The sequence below is a fragment of the uncultured Aliivibrio sp. genome, from assembly GCF_946479765.1.
Classification (GTDB): Bacteria; Pseudomonadota; Gammaproteobacteria; order Enterobacterales; family Vibrionaceae; genus Aliivibrio.
The window spans coordinates 13,837-32,403 of record NZ_CAMLHO010000037.1 but is presented as its reverse complement, the minus strand read 5'-3'; the positions used below and the strand labels follow the sequence as shown (position 1 = coordinate 32,403).

Annotated in this window: 18 protein-coding genes; 9 read left to right on the top strand and 9 right to left on the bottom strand. The window is 38.5% G+C overall.

Annotation, left to right across the window (positions count from 1 at the left end; genetic code table 11):
- Together Q1K78_RS13345 and Q1K78_RS13340 are read right to left on the bottom strand one after the other, a co-directional pair.
- On the bottom strand, window positions 1-292 hold a 292-nt coding region (locus tag Q1K78_RS13345), incomplete at its 3' end, for an Hsp70 family protein (RefSeq protein WP_300179662.1).
- A 214-nt stretch (window positions 293-506) separates the two neighbouring features.
- Entirely contained in the window at window positions 507-926 is a 420-nt protein-coding gene (locus Q1K78_RS13340; protein ID WP_061028793.1) for an Hsp20 family protein, read from the bottom strand.
- Between the two features lie 396 nt (window positions 927-1,322).
- Here Q1K78_RS13340 and Q1K78_RS13335 point away from each other — a divergent pair, with 396 nt between their 5' ends.
- From Q1K78_RS13335 to Q1K78_RS13325, 3 genes are all read left to right on the top strand, one after another.
- On the top strand, window positions 1,323-2,420 hold the full coding sequence (locus Q1K78_RS13335; RefSeq protein ID WP_300179655.1) for a GTPase: 1,098 nt from the start codon (window positions 1,323-1,325) through the stop codon (window positions 2,418-2,420).
- Window positions 2,407-4,026 carry a GTPase gene (locus Q1K78_RS13330; RefSeq protein ID WP_300179652.1) on the top strand — a complete coding sequence of 540 codons (1,620 nt, stop codon included), beginning with the start codon at window positions 2,407-2,409 and terminating at the stop codon, window positions 4,024-4,026. Before Q1K78_RS13335 ends, Q1K78_RS13330 begins: the two co-directional genes overlap by 14 nt.
- Window positions 4,027-4,099: 73 nt before the next feature.
- Window positions 4,100-4,726, top strand: a complete 627-nt coding sequence (locus Q1K78_RS13325; RefSeq protein ID WP_300179649.1) for a hypothetical protein — start codon at window positions 4,100-4,102, stop codon at window positions 4,724-4,726.
- A 58-nt stretch (window positions 4,727-4,784) separates the two neighbouring features.
- Here Q1K78_RS13325 and Q1K78_RS13320 read toward each other — a convergent pair whose 3' ends face one another.
- Window positions 4,785-5,312: a CIA30 family protein gene (locus Q1K78_RS13320; RefSeq protein WP_300179646.1), complete on the bottom strand. Its 528-nt coding sequence runs from the start codon at window positions 5,310-5,312 to the stop codon at window positions 4,785-4,787.
- A gap of 1 nt (window position 5,313) precedes the next feature.
- Window positions 5,314-5,589: a DUF3081 domain-containing protein gene (locus tag Q1K78_RS13315; protein ID WP_300179643.1), complete on the bottom strand. Its 276-nt coding sequence runs from the start codon at window positions 5,587-5,589 to the stop codon at window positions 5,314-5,316.
- Window positions 5,590-5,712: 123 nt separating this feature from the next.
- On the opposite strand from Q1K78_RS13315, the gene Q1K78_RS13310 reads away from it, so the two are divergent.
- From Q1K78_RS13310 to Q1K78_RS13290, 5 genes are all read left to right on the top strand, one after another.
- Complete coding sequence (locus Q1K78_RS13310) at window positions 5,713-5,952, top strand: hypothetical protein (protein WP_300179641.1); 240 nt, start codon at window positions 5,713-5,715, stop codon at window positions 5,950-5,952.
- Window positions 5,953-6,356: 404 nt separating this feature from the next.
- Window positions 6,357-7,388: a nucleotidyltransferase gene (locus Q1K78_RS13305; protein ID WP_300179638.1), complete on the top strand. Its 1,032-nt coding sequence runs from the start codon at window positions 6,357-6,359 to the stop codon at window positions 7,386-7,388.
- A gap of 2 nt (window positions 7,389-7,390) precedes the next feature.
- Entirely contained in the window at window positions 7,391-9,151 is a 1,761-nt protein-coding gene (locus Q1K78_RS13300; protein WP_300179635.1) for a ThiF family adenylyltransferase, read from the top strand.
- Complete coding sequence (locus Q1K78_RS13295; RefSeq protein WP_300179632.1) at window positions 9,144-9,617, top strand: Mov34/MPN/PAD-1 family protein; 474 nt, start codon at window positions 9,144-9,146, stop codon at window positions 9,615-9,617. Before Q1K78_RS13300 ends, Q1K78_RS13295 begins: the two co-directional genes overlap by 8 nt.
- On the top strand, window positions 9,617-10,723 hold the full coding sequence (locus Q1K78_RS13290) for an SAVED domain-containing protein (RefSeq protein WP_300179629.1): 1,107 nt from the start codon (window positions 9,617-9,619) through the stop codon (window positions 10,721-10,723). Before Q1K78_RS13295 ends, Q1K78_RS13290 begins: the two co-directional genes overlap by 1 nt.
- A 156-nt stretch (window positions 10,724-10,879) precedes the next feature.
- Here Q1K78_RS13290 and Q1K78_RS13285 read toward each other — a convergent pair whose 3' ends face one another.
- The 3 genes from Q1K78_RS13285 to Q1K78_RS13275 form a co-directional block, all read right to left on the bottom strand.
- Window positions 10,880-12,199, bottom strand: a complete 1,320-nt coding sequence (locus Q1K78_RS13285; protein WP_300179627.1) for a type II toxin-antitoxin system HipA family toxin — start codon at window positions 12,197-12,199, stop codon at window positions 10,880-10,882.
- On the bottom strand, window positions 12,199-12,462 hold the full coding sequence (gene hipB / locus Q1K78_RS13280) for a type II toxin-antitoxin system antitoxin HipB (protein WP_012532966.1): 264 nt from the start codon (window positions 12,460-12,462) through the stop codon (window positions 12,199-12,201). The genes Q1K78_RS13285 and hipB overlap by 1 nt, the downstream gene beginning before the upstream one ends.
- A gap of 200 nt (window positions 12,463-12,662) precedes the next feature.
- Window positions 12,663-14,147, bottom strand: a complete 1,485-nt coding sequence (locus tag Q1K78_RS13275) for a carboxypeptidase M32 (RefSeq protein WP_300179619.1) — start codon at window positions 14,145-14,147, stop codon at window positions 12,663-12,665.
- A gap of 225 nt (window positions 14,148-14,372) precedes the next feature.
- Between Q1K78_RS13275 and Q1K78_RS13270 the strand changes: the two genes are divergently transcribed.
- A complete protein-coding gene (locus Q1K78_RS13270) occupies window positions 14,373-15,014 on the top strand; it encodes a LysE family translocator (protein ID WP_300179616.1) in 642 nt (213 codons plus the stop codon).
- A gap of 92 nt (window positions 15,015-15,106) precedes the next feature.
- Here the strand turns inward: Q1K78_RS13270 and Q1K78_RS13265 are convergent, their stop codons facing one another.
- Complete coding sequence (locus tag Q1K78_RS13265) at window positions 15,107-16,792, bottom strand: mechanosensitive ion channel family protein (RefSeq protein WP_300179613.1); 1,686 nt, start codon at window positions 16,790-16,792, stop codon at window positions 15,107-15,109.
- A 385-nt stretch (window positions 16,793-17,177) separates the two neighbouring features.
- Window positions 17,178-18,563, bottom strand: coding sequence for a sodium:alanine symporter family protein (locus Q1K78_RS13260; RefSeq protein WP_300179610.1), 1,386 nt, complete (start codon window positions 18,561-18,563; stop codon window positions 17,178-17,180).
- Window positions 18,564-18,567 lie beyond the last annotated feature (4 nt).

Sequence of the window (18,567 nt, the reverse complement as noted above, 5' to 3'; positions counted from 1 at the left end):
CGTTATCAGCTTTAACGATTTTGTACGGCATGATTTCGATATCGCGTTGTACTTCTTCGTCTTCAAAACGACGACCGATAAGACGCTTAATCGCAAACAAGGTGTTTTGTGGATTAGTAATAGCTTGACGTTTAGCTGGCTGACCGACAAGCGTTTCGCCATCTGTGTAGGCAACTACCGATGCAGTTGTGCGTTCGCCTTCTGCATTTTCTAAGATACGTGGTGTGTCGCCATCTAAAACAGCAACACAAGAATTAGTTGTACCTAGGTCGATACCAATGATTTTACCCATAATAATTTTTCCTTTTGATTTGCATTAGTTATTTTAATGCAAATGATTTAAATAAGATGTTTTTTATCGGCGTAAATCTAGCGTTAATTTACTGGTCTACGCCGTTCTCAATGAAATATGATGATGCTAACTACCGTTAATGAATAGGTGAGGGCTGTATTTTTAATAGTAAATACAACGCATTATTACGACCTAAGATTAACGATAATCTGTGTTATTTGTTGATTGAAATCTTACGTGCTTGCATAGGTTCTGGAACTTCTCGAACAAGGTCGATATGAAGTAATCCATTTTCCATGCTTGCGGCAGAAACAGTCATATAATCAGCAAGTTGAAATTTTCGTTCAAAATTGCGCTCTGCAATGCCTTGATAGACGTAAGTTGGCTTTATTTCAGATGAGGTAATTTCACCTGACACAATCAGCATATGTTCATTTTGAGAAATTGTTAACGAATCTTCAGAGAAACCAGCAACAGCCATTGTAATACGGTAGTTGTTCTCGTCTTTCTGTTCGATGTTATAGGGTGGGTAACCATTTTGAGATGGTTTGTTAGCGCTGTTTTCAACAAGATTAAACAGGCGATCAAAACCAATGGCATGACGGTATAGGGGAGAGAAATCGATATTACGCATAATACTATCCTTTAAAATAAGCAATAGTTCTCGACGCACTAAGCGAGGAGAAAGAACTCATATTCAGAGCCAATGTAGACTCATTAATGACATATGGTTCAGGATTAAATGTTAGAAACAACGCTACTATTCTTTAGTAAGTAATCAGTAGGGTTACTTCATTGTGATAACGTTTTGTTCCCTATAATAAGGCGAACCCGTTATCGATGAACTCCAAATGGCAATTCATGTAATCAATATATGCTTCCGAAACTTTGGTGTCAATACTTAGATTAGAAAATTTAATGATTATTTTTTGATTTGTTTTTTAATGCAGATATTAGCTTTCAATGATGAAAGATTCTTTAGGTGTTATAATAGTGCGATGATTTTTTCTTTTCCATTAGTTGGAATGATATGTTCGATCAAATTAAAGAATTCATAAATCCAAGTAAAAACGCAGACTTAACTCAAGCTCACGAGTTTCAGCGTAAGCATTTACCTACCTTGTGGTTATTGGGTAAAACAGGTGCGGGTAAATCCTCTTTTATTCAAACGTTAACAGGGCTTTCATCTGTTGAAGTGGGTAATGGTTTTGCACCTTGTACGATGACTGCGGAGACGTATGAGTTTCCGCAAGATAAGCCAATTATGCGTTTTTTAGATACCAGAGGGCTAGGTGAGGCAGATTATAATCCAAAAGATGATCTTGAAGAAATTGGTCAATCAGGTCATGCCCTCGTTGTTGTAATGAAAGCCGATGAACCTGAGCAATCTTCAGTGATAGCAGCCCTAAAACAGATTAAGAAGAAAAAGAAAATCAAGCATCTGTTGCTTATTCATACCGCGGTACTTCTTAGTGAAGAGGAAAATCGTAAACGCCAAACGACCTTTAATGAGCAGCAAGTTAAAGATATATGGGGTAAAAATGTTGAGACAATCTTGGTTGATTTTGAAACTAATGACGGCACAGTATATAACTATGATGAGCTAATAGAAAAACTCACTAAGATATTACCAGTCATCGGCATGATGGTTGAGGATAAAGAGCACGCCACTGTAGAAGAAAAGAACTTTGATAAGGTAGAAAACGAAGTGCTTTGGTACTCAGGTAGTGCAGGCGCAAGTGATTTAATTCCTGGGGTGGGGCTAGTTTCAGTCCCTGCCATACAAGCCAAAATGTTACACAGCTTAGCCAACCAATATGGAGTGGAATGGAACAAGAAAACCTTTAGTGAATTGATAGGCACTTTGGGGAGTAGTTTTGCTTTGCAATATGGGATGAAACTAGGCGCAAGGCAATTGGTTAAATTGATCCCAGTTTATGGTCAAACCGTAGGGGCTGTTGCCGCCGCTGCAATGAGTTTCGGAACCACTTATGGATTGGGCAGAGCTGCTTGTTTCTACTTCTATCATAAGAGTAAAGGTGAAGAAGTATCAGAGCAGGACATGCAAGATCTCTATAAAAATTCGTTGAAAAAAGGTAAGGAAGTGTCAGGTTATGCACAAGATTAAACGCCTATATCGTTTATTGTCGGATCTCTCTGGTGGACGCTGGGGGATCGTCATTATCTCCTCAGTGCTTCCTGTCATCATTATGATGGGTTTCGCTCTGTTTCTTGCAATTAAGTATGGCTACCTATTAGAGCTGTCTATTACCATTGCTATCAGTACGTTAGCGGTTAGTATTCCTTTATTTATTCTAAGCCGTACAGAAAACAAGCCCGTTCAAGCGGCAGCAGAAACAGAAACCAAAATTGAGATTAAAGAGGGCCTGGTTAAAGCCTCTGAAGAGTGGTCTCATAATGAAGTCGCCATATGGAAACAATCGAAGCACTATTCGAGAGAGTTACTCAAAGATAATGTCGAGTGGAGAAACCTTGATGAAATAGGGTTAGATGTTCTTGAATTTGTGGCAACGAAATTTGATAAAAAAGCGTTAGATTTCTCAATTCCTGAAGGTTTAAAACTGTTTGAAGAGATCAGTCAGCGATACAAAGTCGTGGTGCAAGAACATATTCCCGGTATTGAGTATTTAAAGCTCTCGTACATTAAAGCAGGGTATGACGCTTATGATAAATATGGCGATGTGGGTCAAAAGATAGTAAAAGCCGCGATCTGGGCGAATCATGCAAAAAATCTTTATTATAATCCGCTAAAAGTCGTTTCTGATCTCAGTCGAGAGCAAGCTACCTCATCAATGACCAGAGGGGTTGTGTCTGATATGCAGCAAACCGCAAAAGAAGCGTTATTAGATGAAGTCGCTGCGGTTGCCATTGATTTATACAGTGGTCGATTTAGTTTGGAAGAGGGCGATTTACAAGCATCAAAGATTTCAAAGCAAGATGAAAAGAGAGTAGCGACAGAGCTAGAGCCGATCCGTATTGTGATGGTTGGTCAAACAAGCTCTGGTAAGTCATCGATTATTAATGCATTAAAAGAGGAATTTGTCGCAGAGGTGGATGTACTGCCATCCACCGATAACGTGACGGTTTATAGCGCACTCGTCAATGAAGCTGAAGTGAATGTGGTTGATTTACAAGGACTAGACGGTAACGAAAAAACTGAAAAGCAGATGCTAAAAGAGATGACCCAAGCGGATTTAGTGTTGTGGGTATTAAAAGCCAATCAATCGGCTCGTGATCTTGATAAGCAATTGAATGAAAAATTTGAGTGCTATTATGCGGATCCAAAAAATATATCTCGTAAAAAGCCAACCGTTATTTCAGTGGTAAACCAAGTCGATAGATTAAATCCGGCTTGGGAGTGGGAGCCACCTTACGATCTAGAGCGCCCAATAGCAGCGAAAGCAAAAGTGATTAAACAGGCGATGGAATACAACAAAAAGCTGTTGTGTTCAGATCTTGTTTTACCGTTATCAATCTCAATAGATAAGACGCATTTTGGTGTTGAAGAGTTAAAACAGACGTTAGTAGATAAGATCACCGAAGCTTATAACGTGCAACGCAATCGTCAGCGTAAGGAAGCGATGGAGAGAGGTGCATCATTGAAAAAACAGCTAGGACGCGCAGTTAACGTCGGTAAGAAAGTGGCGCCAAGTGTTCTAAAAGCGGCTGCACCAAAATTGGCTGAAATGGCAATAAAGAAAACAATTAAATAGTTTTATTTAACTCGCCACCTTTAATAATAGAGCCTTGTGCTTTGAAGTGTGCTCTAAAACGTAAGGACTGTTTATGCTCAAAAAAATCTTGTCGATTATGGCTGCTGTTATGTTGTTCGTTGTAGCTGCTGGGATCTATCGATTTAACTTCACTAATGATGATATTTACGTAGTGAACGATGAAAACAATACTAACGTCATGCTAACGTTATTTAGTTTTGATACTGATGATTATTGGCAGATCCAACTGCCTGATTCCAAAGCTAAAGCCCCCCTGACAGATCTTCGTGAATATAACGGTCTTCATCTTGCCACAGGCAAATATCAAGATGGCGATGAATATGGCACGGTCAGTTTGGATTACTATAAAATAACACCTCTAAACCTTGGTAATGTTGAAGATGAGATGATTTTTTCTGCGCCATTTTCTGTGTCAAATCAAGGGAGTGGTACGTTCTGGTACTTGGGGCTATTTAACTTGAATACGGATTCAGGCGAGATTGGACAAATAGATACCTTCTTTCTTGGAGACAGAATAAAACTGGATGAATTGAAAGTAGATGAGCCGTTTGATGTGACGTCGAGCCTTTATGTCTCTTACTTTAAGCATGCTCAAAAACAAAGCATGGCAGAAATACCAAATGAAAAAGTAGATCAGTACATAAAAGTATCTATTGAAGGCTTTCAGGGTAAACCGTGAATGTAATGTAGATAGTTGGGGTTATCAAGGTGAGAGCTAGCCGTGGCGTAGCAGAGGTTTAATTCATTGATTGAGTTTTCGGTAGCGTCTTAAATTGAATCTGGTTTAAGCTTAACGTAAAGGGCAGTGCCTGCTTATCAGCAATTAAAAACCCGACTTGTTTGATATCGTCCGCTACAAGCTGGGGAGCGTGATTAAGCAATTTCCCTCTAAAAACAGCTTGAAAGTTGTGTAAGTGAAATGTCTTTTTCTGCTGTTTTCCTTTAATGGTGGTGAAATCGTGTTTGTATTGAATACGCTCACTATTTTTCCATGTAGTAAGTCTTAATTGATAGGTATGCCCATCACCTATAAACATGAGTTCTATTGTGTTTATCTCTTTAGATAGAGGCTCAATATATCGCTTGATAGAGCTGAAGCTACCATTATTTTCTAGTGATAATTCACCTTGAAATCGGCACCTTTTTCCATCCCAGTTAAGCTGACCAATTGAAATGCCACCCATTACGTTGTCATTTACCGCAGACCACCGTTGATACTCGTTGGGGTTTGTAAAATCAATAATTTCAAGTTCTTGTTCATTCATCTTAACTTTCCTTAATACTATGATTTTCCGTGATCATTGCTAAACATTGGTTGGTGAAATCAGAGTAGTTTGATGACTTGTCAAATTCAATTTTGAGAGAACCATGAAACATCAGCGTGACGGTCACATCTTTATAGCCCAACCAACAGGTATCTCCATCGTAATCATGCCATGCGTATATTTCACCGAATAAATATTTATTATCAAATCGGTCGCCATTCGAGCGAATACAATCGAATACTCTTAGAAACTCTTTAGTGGTAAGTCTGCTTTCCATGTGAAACTCCTGACTTGTCTGCGGGAGAGAGTAATTTTTGTTCCCTAGTTAAATACGACTTAGTTTCGTATCTAGATCACTCTGAATATAAACTGATTTGATTACGCTGTTAGTGGCAACTACGTGAATAAAATGAGTCATTATTGCTCTGATTGCCACTATAACGTGAAGCAAATAACTGAACCAAAAGCATATCCATTAAATGCGCTGTATTGGCACTTTATGCATACACATATTGAGGCATTTAATAATAATCCCCGCACCAGAATGGTCTATGCAAATTGGAAGAAAAAATCAGAAGAGCAGCAGCAAGTTATCTTAGAGAGAGCGGAGCAGTTGCTGTTGGAAATTGAGGGGCTGTAGGTTTTATTGATTAAAACTTTGTTCATTGTAATTTGTTTTTGCCCCGAAATAAGTTGTGACCCACATCCCCTCACTTCACTGAAGCGTTAATTGACTCACTTTTCGTAATACCAGTTCTTGTTTGCGGTCTCGAATATGATTAAATTTTAATACTGTCCATGTTACTAGGATTTATGGGCTAGTTTATGGTTTGGTCAGCTAAGACGAACAAAGCGTGGCGATCAATGTTATTAGGACACTACAGCTGTACATCAGCCAAAACTGATTAATGCTGACTTAGTGAAAATGAAATTAGTTTGATATTGATCATGGTTTTATTCGTAATTGAAATACTGCCATTGATAAGCTAAGTGTATGCCCCAATTAGTTATTTATGTTGATGCTAGCATTGGGAGCTAAATGAAATGGCAGTTCAAACTCACTTTATTAAATTTCACAATAAGATCAAATTAACTAGGGAGAGCTCGGATTACAGAGATGCACGAGAAAAAGATTCAAGTATCTTATCTCAAGTAAGAACAGCTTTTTGTGGTGCAGGATATCCAATTATTGACGATTTCTTACAGGGGTCCTTTTCGATAAATACAGCGATACATAGTCTAGATGGTGATTTTGACATAGATCGTGCGGTAGTTGTGGATTTTGATAAAGCTCCCGATGATCCCGTAACAGCAAAAAGAAAAGTAAAAGAAGTTCTTGATAATAGGGGTTTTAGGAACGCAAAAATCAAAAAGCCATGCGTTACCGCTGACTACGCTAGTTTGAATCTTCATATTGATATACCTATTTATGCGAAAAGTGGAGAAAGTTATAAATTAGCATTAGGTAAAACCAACTCTACTTCAGTGAATAGGAAATGGTCAGACTCAGATCCTAAGGGATTGAGAAACTGGATCAATGATACGAGCAGTTATAGAGTTTCTCCTAATGATACCCAGCAACAGTTTATTAGACTTGTGCGTTACATCAAACGATGGCGTGACCACAAATTTTCAGCAGATGTCCGCAGAAAAGTCTACTCAATCGGGCTTACAGTAATAATTAAACAGTGTTTTCAGCCTTGTTTTGATCAAGAAGGTAAGCCAGATGATCTCCGCGCGCTTAAAGAGACTGTAGATAGAATTTTAAGGAGTAGCTACTTTCATCTGGTCGGTGTGAGTAAATACAAAATTTCTGTGATGCTTCCAGTTACACCAAGAATGGATATCTTCGCTAACAGTAGTTCTGACACTGGAACTCAACTTCAGAACAAGTTTGTAAACCTGCAAACTAAGTTGGGAGAGGTTCAAAGGGAAGTAGATGAAGGTAAACAGTGTGAGATATTAAACAAACTGTTTGGTGCTGACTTTGAAGTTCCCGAGAACTCGAGTAGTGCTAAAAGTAGCTTAGCTGCTTTCTCCAGTGCAGGCGTGGTTGGAACCTCACAAGGGGCGTAATAATGGATTCAGTGATAGAGCATTTAAGCACTCTTGGCTATAACGTATCTCTGGCTGATGAGAAACATAGCATAGTTGTGTCTTGTACGATTGCGGGAGAGAACTTTTCTCTCGCTCACAAAGTGAGCGAAGGGTCTAGTAACCCTTTGTCTTTGCCCACCTTTTTTATCTTGAATGTTTCACAGCATATGCCGCTAGCTCATGTGATTTTGTTAGATAGTGATTTTGGGCTTAAAGGGGGCTCTGAACTAGGGTTTATTTGTGTTGGAGACCATGAATCACTGTCAATTAACTTTGATCGTCCAGAGCTAGTGTTTGAGGCATCTTTAGAGCGACATATATCAATGTTAACTAAAGCCATATGTGATCCATTATGGAATCGAGAGGAGTTACTACGAGAGTTTAAAGCGAACTGGAGCCATGTAGCTCTAAATAAACAGTACGATTTGGTGTTACCACCAAATTTGCAGTGTAGTCAGAGTCTTCAGTTCACTGTTAAAGCACCTATGCAAAAGAAAAATTTTGGTGTTGATTCACGCCATATTGGAGTTAGCGCTGAAGATAAACCGGGTAAATTTTCAACGCTAGTAACGAATTCTGCGTTGTCAGAAAAAAGAAATGAAGCTGGCGATGCTGTGATACTTCCTCTCAACACTTTAGATCCTGCACCATATAAGCAAGATGGATTGATTGAATGGTATTTGAACACGTTAAATGGCCTCGAGGAGGAAGTATCTTCTTTCTTTAAGGCAAAAGCCCAATTTCGTAGAAACAAGTTCTGGTTAGTTTTTTGTGCGGAAACGCCTTCTGGTATGACTTGGTTTGGACTGCACTTTAAGCACAAGAAGAAAGGAAAACGTTCGTCACTTCCTATGAATCTCGATGCTTTTAAAGCATGGGAGATTCATGCTATATCGGTGCTACCCTATAGCAGAGACTTTGTGGCACCGAGAGGTGGTGCAGCTTCCGGCTTAAAAAATAAAAAGGTGCTTCAAGTCGGCTGTGGTTCGGTTGGGGGACAGTTGGTTAGACAACTAGCATCCTCTGGAGTCGGTCAAATTCATATTTGCGACCCTGACTCTTTCGAAATTGAGAATCTTTATCGACACTGCATACCCGAATTCCTTACTGGTTATTCTAAAGTTCTCGCTATGAAGAGCCAGATCGAATCTCAATACCTGTGGTGTGATATTGAGGCATACTCGGCAAATCTAGTATCTCTTCATGATAAAGGGATACTAGAGTCTTATGACTTAATTGTTATCGCAATTGGTTCTCCAACACATGAAAGGTTCTTTAAGGATTATCTTGAGAAAAAAAACATCAACGCATCAGTAATTTACACTTGGCTAGAAGGATATGGGGTTGGAGGACATGCGATATTAGACTGTTTTGGTAAGAGTGGTTGCTTAAAGTGTGCTTACATAGATTATTCTACTGGTGAGTACGGCCTTTCTTCGAATCTAAACTTTATTGAAGCGGGTCAGGAGTTGACAATAAACCATGCTGGTTGTGGTCAAAATTTTTTGCCATATAGTTCTAATTGTTCAACTCAAACTGCACTTATCGCTTCAGACCTTGCTGTAAAGTTCCTTCTAGGAAGATTGATTGAATCCTCTAAAGTAAGTTGGAAAGGAGACAACTTCGATGCTATTCAGGCAGGAGTAAAAACCACGTATAGATACAAGTCTTTTAGCAATTCTTTATCAGTAGAGTCGCTATGTGAGGAAATTTGTGATTGCGGGGGCATTTTGTGTGACTAAGTTACCAGATAGTATTCCATCCTTGCTCCTTTACGATGAAGTTATTCTTAAATTGAAAGAATATCAACAACTTAATAGGGATGATAAGGAGGCTTGTGGCGTGTTGATTGGTGGCTACGATACTAATAAATCACTTTACATTATATCTGATATAACTACTCCACTTCCCGAAGATATAAGAAGCAGGACTTCTTTTAAAATGCTTGATAAAGGGCACCAAAAAGCGGTTGATAGTGCTTTTGGAAATAGTGGAGGAAAGAAAATATACCTTGGGACATGGCACACCCATCCAGAAGCTCATCCTGAACCATCATCTGTTGACATAGACGATTGGAAGAAGTGTATGAAGCGTAATGAAGGACGAAATTTATTTTTTGTTATTGTAGGTAAAGAGAGCTTTCGGATATTTGTATACTCGGAAGTGGAGTCCGGTTTTAATTTGTTAATGACACGGAGTATTAAGTAGTGGAGTTCCTTAAAGATTTGGTGTACAGGTTATTGCATTGGGGTGATTTGCTGTTCAAATGGTACACTAGGCCAAGAAGCAAACTATTTACAATCGGCAAATTTCTAGTTGTGAGCGGGCTTAGCTCAATAGGTGTAACAGCTGCTCTCAAGATAGTCCTTAAAACTCCAGATGGGTATGAGTTAACCGCGTCATTCTTTGAGAATGACACAGGTACTTTCATACTCTTAGTTTCTAGTTTCTTCGTTATCATTGGTTTTTTACTCATTATGTATGACGCCTTGCAAACTGTGAAAGATAGTGGCAAAGCGAATGATATTCTCGTTGAGCATATTGCTTTGTTTAAACCACTAAGCTCATCTTTTTTGTCTACTGTAACGAAAGCTAAGGGAAAGGTACGATGTGCAAAGATAGATTTATCTGAACACTATAAAGATGGTGTTTTGTGTGAACCTTCAGAAGCAGTAAATGACACTCGAGTGATGCTCAAAAAAGCAGTTGCATCCCTATCAGATGCAACTGGAAACGAATCTGCCTCTATTCATTACGGTGGTACTCCTCCCGTCTGCCTCGGTTTTTACTCTGGCTTCTTCATCGGTAATACAACAAGTGTGACGTTATGGGATTACGATCGAGATTTGGAAGAATGGCATTGTTTGGATAGAAGCTTCGATAGTAATCAGCCAATTATAGATGAGTCTGACTACGAAGGAGCGCAAAATGATGATGTATGTTTAATCTTTAGTATTTCTTTCGATATAGAGAAAGTTGCTCGAGAAATAACCAACACAAGTTCCATTGTCACAATAAGAATGCCTCAGATTGGTCATGATAATATGTCCAGTTTGTCCAAACTGACTAAGTTTAAAAAGGAGTTTAGGTTGCTTCTAAACAAGTTTAATCAGGATGGTGTAAGGAGAATCCATATATATTGCGCAGCGCAATCCTCGTTTAACTTTGCTATGGGGCAACAGATAACTAGAAATCACCCTGTGTGTATTGTTTACGAATTTGTTAATGGAGCGACTCCTCCATACCCTTGGGGGCTTAAATTCAATAATAAAGGCTCTCCAACACCAATAGTAGTTAAAAGTGCGGTTGCATGAGATTTTGACTACAAAACTGAAGCTGAGCCATACCTGAGCTAATTCGTAATTTTCTAAATTAGTAGAATCACTGAATCATTTCTATCCAAAAACAAGTTACCTAACTAGATAAATGGATGTAGCTAATACCTACATCCATTTTTTAATCACTCAAAGCTATAAATCTTTATTTAAGCGGATCTTATTTACCATTCTCAATGTATTACTGAATATGCTGCCAGAAATATCCTTTGGAAAACCGCTTGGTAATTCTGCTTCTAATTCCTTAATGGACTTAGGCATATTTATCGCAAATTCCTTCATTATCTCTTCCATTCTTTCTGTATCAAATCCAACAGCTTTAGCCGTATCAATAAAATGACGTGTGTATATTTTATCAATAGGGTATTTCTTGCCTTTTGATGCTGTTAGTCCCATTGCCAGTTTTAATGAGCGGATATTCATCCCTTTACCACCTAAGATTGGGTAGGCGGATAAGATGTCATAAAAGGGCGTAAGGTGATAACTGCCATGTGCATTAATAAAAATGGAGAAGTTTTTTGCGTGCCCATCTGTTGCACCAATTAACCATTGAAATACCTGAAATCGCATAAAAGCATCACGATCTTTTAGTGATTGGCTTGAGCCCATAAGAAGATCCATAATGGTTTTTATACCTGGACCTCCATCTGCTTCATATTTAATTGATGAGGGTAATCCAAATGCTTGGCACATATCTTCTTGCGGTAATCTTAATAGCTTGGTGTTATTTTTAATCCATCGTCTATCAAATCGTTCTACAGCAATGGCTTTTATTCCATCACTATGAATTATTTCAACATTAGGTACATTGAATCCTAACTTCTTCGCTAATTGGATGCACAGGTATTCATTTTCTACACTATCACTCATATCGAGAGTAGCATTAGGTTGTTGAATTTTACCTATGGGTAATTTGATAATATGTGTTGTTGGCGTTGATGCCTTCGGTATACACCATTCATTATTTATTTTGAGTAACGCTGTTTTTTCTTGTGCTCCGGCAACCGAAATTCGAAAGTCTGATTCATCTTCTAACATTCCTAATGGGATATTGGATTGATAGGCTGAGAGTACTTGTTTGAGCCGTGCTGGAGTTAAAATTTCATAATCCAGTTGTTTGGTATTTGGTTCTTCATCATTAGTTAATAAAGAAATGGCACCGACGCTGTCTTTACCAACTTCATGCAGTAAATCGAACGTTTGACGAGATTTAGCTTGGTATCTGGCAACGATGCGATCTCTTACTTCTGATAAATCAGGTAATAGGTTGTCGAAGTAATTAATAACGCAATCACTGGTTATCTTTGGATATTGTAGGGGGAGGGATAATGAAAGAGGTCTTCCTACCGTGCTTTCAATCCATGATTTATCGTATTGAAACTGATGTGCACCATTACTGAGTTTAGTAAATTCTCCAACACGTTCACCATTCATGTATGCAATTAATACAGCCATTACCATGCCTCATCGTCTAGATTGTCTTCGTGACTTGTTGGGACTTGCTCTTGAATAATGCAATGAACTTCTAATGCATGAAGGATCTTAAAGAGTGTCTGTAACTGAGTAGTTTCAGGATGATTCTCAAAGCTAGATAGAGTGGATTGTTTTACACCAACTTTTTTAGCAAGCTCTGTTTGAGTCAAATTGTGTTTGGTTCTAATAAGCTTTAAGTGGTTAGCTAATTGTTTTGGATTATAAATCATCATACACCCCATCATATTATGTGATATCCCCGATAGAGGATAATTAATAATATATACCCGATCGGGGATAAGTCAATGTATATCCCCGATCGAGGATAAAGTAGATGTTATCCCTTGTCGGGGATAAAATGGTGATTCAAATACAAAAAATGGATGCAGCCAATAACTACATCTATTCTTTTAATTACTCAAAACTAAAAACAAGCTTCTCGCTCTTACCCTAAATAACGCTTCTCTAAATGATCTTTAAAGAAATTAGCATTCAGCACATCACCTGTCGCTTGTTTCACTAATTCATCGGTTGAGAACAGCGATGCTTTACTCCAGATATTGTCTGATAGCCAAGTGAAGATAGGGCTTAAATCACCGCTTAATGTGGCTGTCTCTATATCTACGGTTTGTTTCATTGCTGCCATAAATTGGGCTGCGTACATTGCGCCGAGAGTGTAGCTTGGGAAGTAACCGAAACTTCCGTCTGTCCAGTGAATGTCTTGCATACAGCCATTTTTGTAATTGTCTTTAGTTGATAAGCCTAAGTACTGCTGCATCTTTGTATCCCACAACTCAGGGATGTCTTTATAGCTGATTTTACCGTTCATCAAATCTCGCTCAATTTCATAACGAAGAATAACGTGAGCAGGGTATGTTGCTTCATCTGCATCTACACGGATAAAATCAGGATTTACGCGCGTATAGATTTTTTGTAGGTTCTCAGCTTCAAAAATTGCTTTATCTGCATTTACAAAGTTCTTTTGCACTAATGGAGATAGTTGAGAAATAAACTCAGCACTGCGGCCTAATTGCATCTCAAAAAATAAGCTTTGAGATGCATGAATCCCCATGGAACAGTCTTGACCAACGGCGAGGCCTGCAAACTCTTTTGGTAAACCTTGTTCATAACGTGCGTGGCCCGTTTCATGTACTGTACCCATGAGCGATTGCACAAAATCATTTTCATCATAACGAGTGGTAATACGAACATCAGTAGGAACGCCACCACAGAAAGGGTGCATGCTTACATCAAGGCGACCGTGATTAAAATCGAAGTTTAAAAACTTCATCACATCTAAGCTTAGTTGGCGTTGTTGCTCTGTAGGGTAGTTGCCATCAGGTAAGTAGATAGCTTCGGTTGCTTGTTTCTCTTGTATGTTTTGAATAAGAGCAGGAAGCCATGTTTTTACATCGTTAAATACAACATCTAATTTTGCTGTTGTTGTGCCTGGTTCATATAAATCAAGCATTGCATCGTAAGGTGTTAGTCCTGAGATCTCTGCACGTATTTGCGCTTCTTCTTGAGAAAGCGCGACAACATTTGCAAAGTTTTTGCTAAAGCCTTCCCAGTCGTTTTCTCCACGCTGAGTTCGCCATGCGTGTTCACATTTAGAACCAGCAAGAGATTGAGCTTCGACTAACGTCTCTGGTAATGCTGTAGTTTGTTGCCATTGGGATTTCATTTCACGTAGGCTGGCAAGTTCATTGCTAGTTAAAGATTCAGACTCTGCTTTATCAAACCATTCAGCTAATTGTGGGGCATTGCCTAATTGATGTAAATGAACAGACAGTTCAGCCATGGCTTCAGATCGAGCTTCGTTACCACCAGAAGGCATAACGGCTGCTTGATCCCAGCCACAAATCGACCCTAGATGCTCGAATCGAGAAATTTTCAAATGATGTTGAACGAGTTTTTGGTAATGGCTCATGAGGCGTTCCTATTTTTATTATTAGTCATATCGCTAAATTGTAACCCTCTAAGTAGTTATTTTTCAAATAAAAGCCTCGTCAATATGACAAGGTTTGCAAATTTGGTGGCGAATGCAAAAGTAAATATTCTAAGGTTACGTGGTTCATACTTTATCGTTCTTGGTATATTAACTTTAGGTAGTAATTAAAAGAAAAAGCGATATATTAATTAATCTCACAATTAAATGGATATTTACGTGATTTTAGATTTTTGGGCATTTTTTATTGCTATTGTACTGTTAACAATAACACCCGGGTTAGATACTGCTTTGGTTATCCGCAATACGACTCGTGGTGGTTGGAAAGATGGCATAACTTGCAGTCTGGGTATTTGTTGTGGTTTATTTGTTCATGCCACTATGTCTGCGATTGGTTTGTCAGTATTGCTAGTAAGCTCTACGGAGTTGTTTACTGTTATTAAGACGATAGGGGCTGCGTACCTGATTTGGTTAGGTATTCAATCAATTAGAAGTACGTTTAACAAGCGTAAACAAACAACGGAAGTAAAAGCGATAAAAGAAAAGAAAGAATCGTTAACCTTGTCTTTTAAAGAAGGTTTTTTATCGAATATTTTAAATCCTAAAACCGCTGTATTTTATTTAGCGTTATTACCGCAATTTATTAATCCTGAATACAATGCATTTATTCAATCATTGCTGATGGCAAGTGTGCACTTTATCATTGCTATGTTTTGGCAAGGTGGAATTGCATTGCTGGTTGAGAAAGCACAGGAATTAATGTCGAGCGAGAAAATGACACATCGAATAGAAAGGGTAACAGGTAGTGTACTTATTTTGCTGGGCGTGAATTTATTAGTGTCTAAATAGGTTGTAAAAATAAGAAGGCTATACTTGATGATTTAAAATCATACGTATAGCCTTGTTTGTACTTAACGTATTGAAACCGACAACTTGACAGATTAACTGTCTTTATTGCGTACCGAATCAATCACGTTACCAATTTTTTCTGTGATTTGGTTCGGCTTCTTGGGTTTATTGTCTTTTTTTGCAAAGTGAACATGTACATCTTGTTGAGCAAAAGGAATAGAGATCCCTTCTTTATCAAAACGTAATTTCACTTCACGAGTCACATCCCAATACACATCCCAATAATCGTCAGTTTTAACCCAAGGGCGAACGATGAAATCAACAGAAGAGGCACCAAGTGTATGAACTCTAATGTTCGGTTCTGGTTTTTTTAATGCCGCAGGGTGAGCATCAATAATTTCTGCGAGGATCTTTTCAGCGTGTTCAATGCTGTCTTCATATCCAATGCCAAACACCATGTCTACACGGCGTAATCGCTCATGCGTTACGTTCTTTATTACATCTCCCCAAATTTTACTGTTGGGTAAAATAATGATTTGGTTATCAAAGGTTTTGATCGTGGTATTTACCAAGCTCATTGAGCTTACCTTGCCAGTTACGCCGCCTGCCTCAACCAGATCACCGACATCAAATGGACGGTAGATAAGTAACATCATGCCCGATGCAAAGTTGGATAGGGTATCTTGTAATGCAAAACCAATAATAATACCGGCGACACCAAAACCAGTTAGAACAGGAGCGAGATCTAAACCAACTTTAGAGAAAGCGATTAAGATACCAATAAAGTAAATAAGCTTACTCGACATAGAGATAAAGAAATCCTGCATCAATTTACTCATTCGTAAGTGGGGCTGCACCACCGCTTTTAGTACGACTTTACGAGTTAATTTCGCCAGTAAACGTGTTGCAAATAGGATTAAGAAGAAAACAAAGAACTTAAGGAGTTGATCTGGTGCGTGCTTAAGTAGCCAGTTACTGCCAGATGAAATCCAGTTACTTAAAATGGCGGCAATGACTGGGAAGTTTAAAATATCTTCGGTTAAATTACCCGTGGTAGAAAACAGTTGGCGTTTGTAATCGGTGGTATTGATGTTTAATTGATCGGCAATGGAAATTAATTTACCTAACCCATAGGTTGAGTTTTTTACTTTACGCTCAAAAAAGAGATGATCTAATGTGAGCGAGGATTTCTCGGAATCAGAAGAACGTTGAAGTTGATCTGAAAGTAACTGTTCACGACTGGTATCAAAACTTAACGAAGCAGAAAGGAATTTGATTTTTTGATCAATTAATAATTTAAATGCGGCTAATTTAGCCTCTTCTGGTTTACCTAGCTTTGTAAGCCATTGGTAGTTTTCAAGTTGATCATTAAGAGACAGATAATAGTAATCTCTTGATTCTTTTAGTGTGTTTTGTAATGCAAGTTTATGCTCTATGTCTGATTTATCTAACTGTTCTTGTTTATGCTTAATATCTTTATCTAGGTAGGCAATAGAGCGTTCTGTGTAAGTTACTTGGCTTACGACTTCTTTAATTAAAAGAGGGGTTGTTGTTTCGTCATGTTGGTTAATTAAATCGGATAATACGATTCTAAGTTCATTATTTTTATCTACTTGTTGAACTCGGATAACCGCTAGATCACTGCCTGAAAACGACGTTGATTCCTGTTTAAGTCGTGCTACTTCGCTGTTTATTTTTTCTAGATCAGCAAGGTCTTGAGTCTCATTAGCAAAGGAGATTGAGCTAAAAAAAAGAAGGGTCCAAATGAAATTGCGCATAGTGCCTCTTGCTGTGGAGTAAAGTTAGACTGACATTAGACTATTGTAGTTAAATATAAGGAAAAGTGGCAGAAGAACTTTTTGAGGGCATGTTACAGAAATGAAAAAGCAGCCGTGAAAGCTGCTTTTTGTCATGATGTACTGCTTAGATACTTAATCCAGCTGTTTGAACTCAGAAATTATGGCTTTGAAAAAGGAGAATAAAAATCCAGTTATCATTACCAATAGGACAGAGCCAAATAGTAGAGTTAATATTTCCATATATCACCTCACTAACAACAAGTACAAGGTGACTATAGCAAATTTATATAACAATTACGTATGCGGAATATTAAATAAATGTTTCAAAGTGTATCGGCAATATCTGTTGTCTTAAAAATGGCGCTTATTTATGCTTTGTTATTAAGTTGTTTTCTTTTTTATCATCTTGTTTATTAAAGAAAAGGTGCGTTTCTTCAATGATGATATGACGTAATGCGATTAAGCCTATTAAATTTGGGATCGCCATCAAACCATTAACAATATCAGCAATGATCCAAATGGTATCAAGCTTCATATAAGCACCTGAAGCGACCAAGGAAATAAAGATTATTTTGTAAGGCAAAACGCCTTTGGTTCCAAATAGATAAGTTACACAACGCTCACCATAGTAGTTCCAGCCTAAAATAGTGGTAAAAGCAAAGAACATTAAGCCAATAGAAACAAGATAAGGACCAAATCTCTCAGAATCTAAACCGATAGCGAAGGCTTGAGTTGTCATTAGTGCACCAGCAGAATCACCTTGCCAAACATTAGTTACTATTAATGTAAGACCTGTCATGGTGCAAATTATCACGGTATCAAAGAAGGTTCCGGTCATCGATACTAACCCTTGTTTTACACAAGAATCTGTTTTTGCAGCAGCAGCAGCAATAGGGGCACTGCCTAAGCCTGATTCGTTTGAGAATACCCCACGAGCAACACCGGATTGAATTGCTAGCATGATTGATGCACCAACAAAACCACCAGTAGCAGCACTACCAGTAAAGGCGGAGGTAATAACTAATTGGATTGCGCCCGGTAGGGCTTCAGCTTGAAAGAGTAATACAGAAGCGCATGATACAACGTAGATAACCGCCATTGTTGGAACGACTTTTTCTGCCACCTTTGCAATAGATTGAATACCGCCTAGGGTTACAATTGCCACTAGAATAGTTAAAATCCCACCGGTTAGCCAAGCGGGTGCATTCATAGTTAAGTGGGCTGAATCAACGATTGCATTGATTTGTGGGAAAGTACCAATACCAAAACAAGCAACGCCTAGCGCAAATAATGCAAATAGCTTCGCAAGCCATTTATTGCCCATGCCGTATTCAATGTAATACATTGGGCCGCCAATCATCTGGCCGTTACTGTCTGTTTTTCGGTATTTTACAGCGAGTAAACATTCTGCATATTTTGTTGCCATACCAAATACGGCGGCAAGCCACATCCAAAATAAAGCACCTGGGCCACCCATTTTAATGGCGGTTGCAACACCAACAATGTTACCTGTACCAATGGTGGCAGAAAGAGCAGTACATAGGGCGGCGAAGCTAGAAACGTCACCTTTACCTTTACTTTCATTTTCTTCTTTTGAGAAGACCATTTTAAGTGCGGTAGGTAAATGGCGTAATTGAAAAATACGGAGTCGGAACGTAAAGTAGATACCTGTACCAACTAATAAAATCAATAGAGGAGGACCCCAAATGAAGTTATCGATAGTAACAAGCGTGTTGTGAAAAGTGTTCATGGTT

What these genes read in the sequence shown, in the direction of transcription:
- Q1K78_RS13340 (WP_061028793.1), bottom strand. Translation starts at nt 926, where the DNA reads ATGCGTAATATCGATTTCTCTCCCCTATACCGTCATGCCATTGGTTTT.
- Q1K78_RS13335 (WP_300179655.1), top strand. Translation starts at nt 1,323, where the DNA reads ATGTTCGATCAAATTAAAGAATTCATAAATCCAAGTAAAAACGCAGAC.
- Q1K78_RS13330 (WP_300179652.1), top strand. Translation starts at nt 2,407, where the DNA reads ATGCACAAGATTAAACGCCTATATCGTTTATTGTCGGATCTCTCTGGT.
- Q1K78_RS13325 (WP_300179649.1), top strand. Translation starts at nt 4,100, where the DNA reads ATGCTCAAAAAAATCTTGTCGATTATGGCTGCTGTTATGTTGTTCGTT.
- Q1K78_RS13320 (WP_300179646.1), bottom strand. Translation starts at nt 5,312, where the DNA reads ATGAATGAACAAGAACTTGAAATTATTGATTTTACAAACCCCAACGAG.
- Q1K78_RS13315 (WP_300179643.1), bottom strand. Translation starts at nt 5,589, where the DNA reads ATGGAAAGCAGACTTACCACTAAAGAGTTTCTAAGAGTATTCGATTGT.
- Q1K78_RS13305 (WP_300179638.1), top strand. Translation starts at nt 6,357, where the DNA reads ATGGCAGTTCAAACTCACTTTATTAAATTTCACAATAAGATCAAATTA.
- Q1K78_RS13300 (WP_300179635.1), top strand. Translation starts at nt 7,391, where the DNA reads ATGGATTCAGTGATAGAGCATTTAAGCACTCTTGGCTATAACGTATCT.
- Q1K78_RS13285 (WP_300179627.1), bottom strand. Translation starts at nt 12,199, where the DNA reads ATGGCTGTATTAATTGCATACATGAATGGTGAACGTGTTGGAGAATTT.
- hipB (WP_012532966.1), bottom strand. Translation starts at nt 12,462, where the DNA reads ATGATGGGGTGTATGATGATTTATAATCCAAAACAATTAGCTAACCAC.
- Q1K78_RS13275 (WP_300179619.1), bottom strand. Translation starts at nt 14,147, where the DNA reads ATGAGCCATTACCAAAAACTCGTTCAACATCATTTGAAAATTTCTCGA.
- Q1K78_RS13270 (WP_300179616.1), top strand. Translation starts at nt 14,373, where the DNA reads ATGGATATTTACGTGATTTTAGATTTTTGGGCATTTTTTATTGCTATT.
- Q1K78_RS13265 (WP_300179613.1), bottom strand. Translation starts at nt 16,792, where the DNA reads ATGCGCAATTTCATTTGGACCCTTCTTTTTTTTAGCTCAATCTCCTTT.
- Q1K78_RS13260 (WP_300179610.1), bottom strand. Translation starts at nt 18,563, where the DNA reads ATGAACACTTTTCACAACACGCTTGTTACTATCGATAACTTCATTTGG.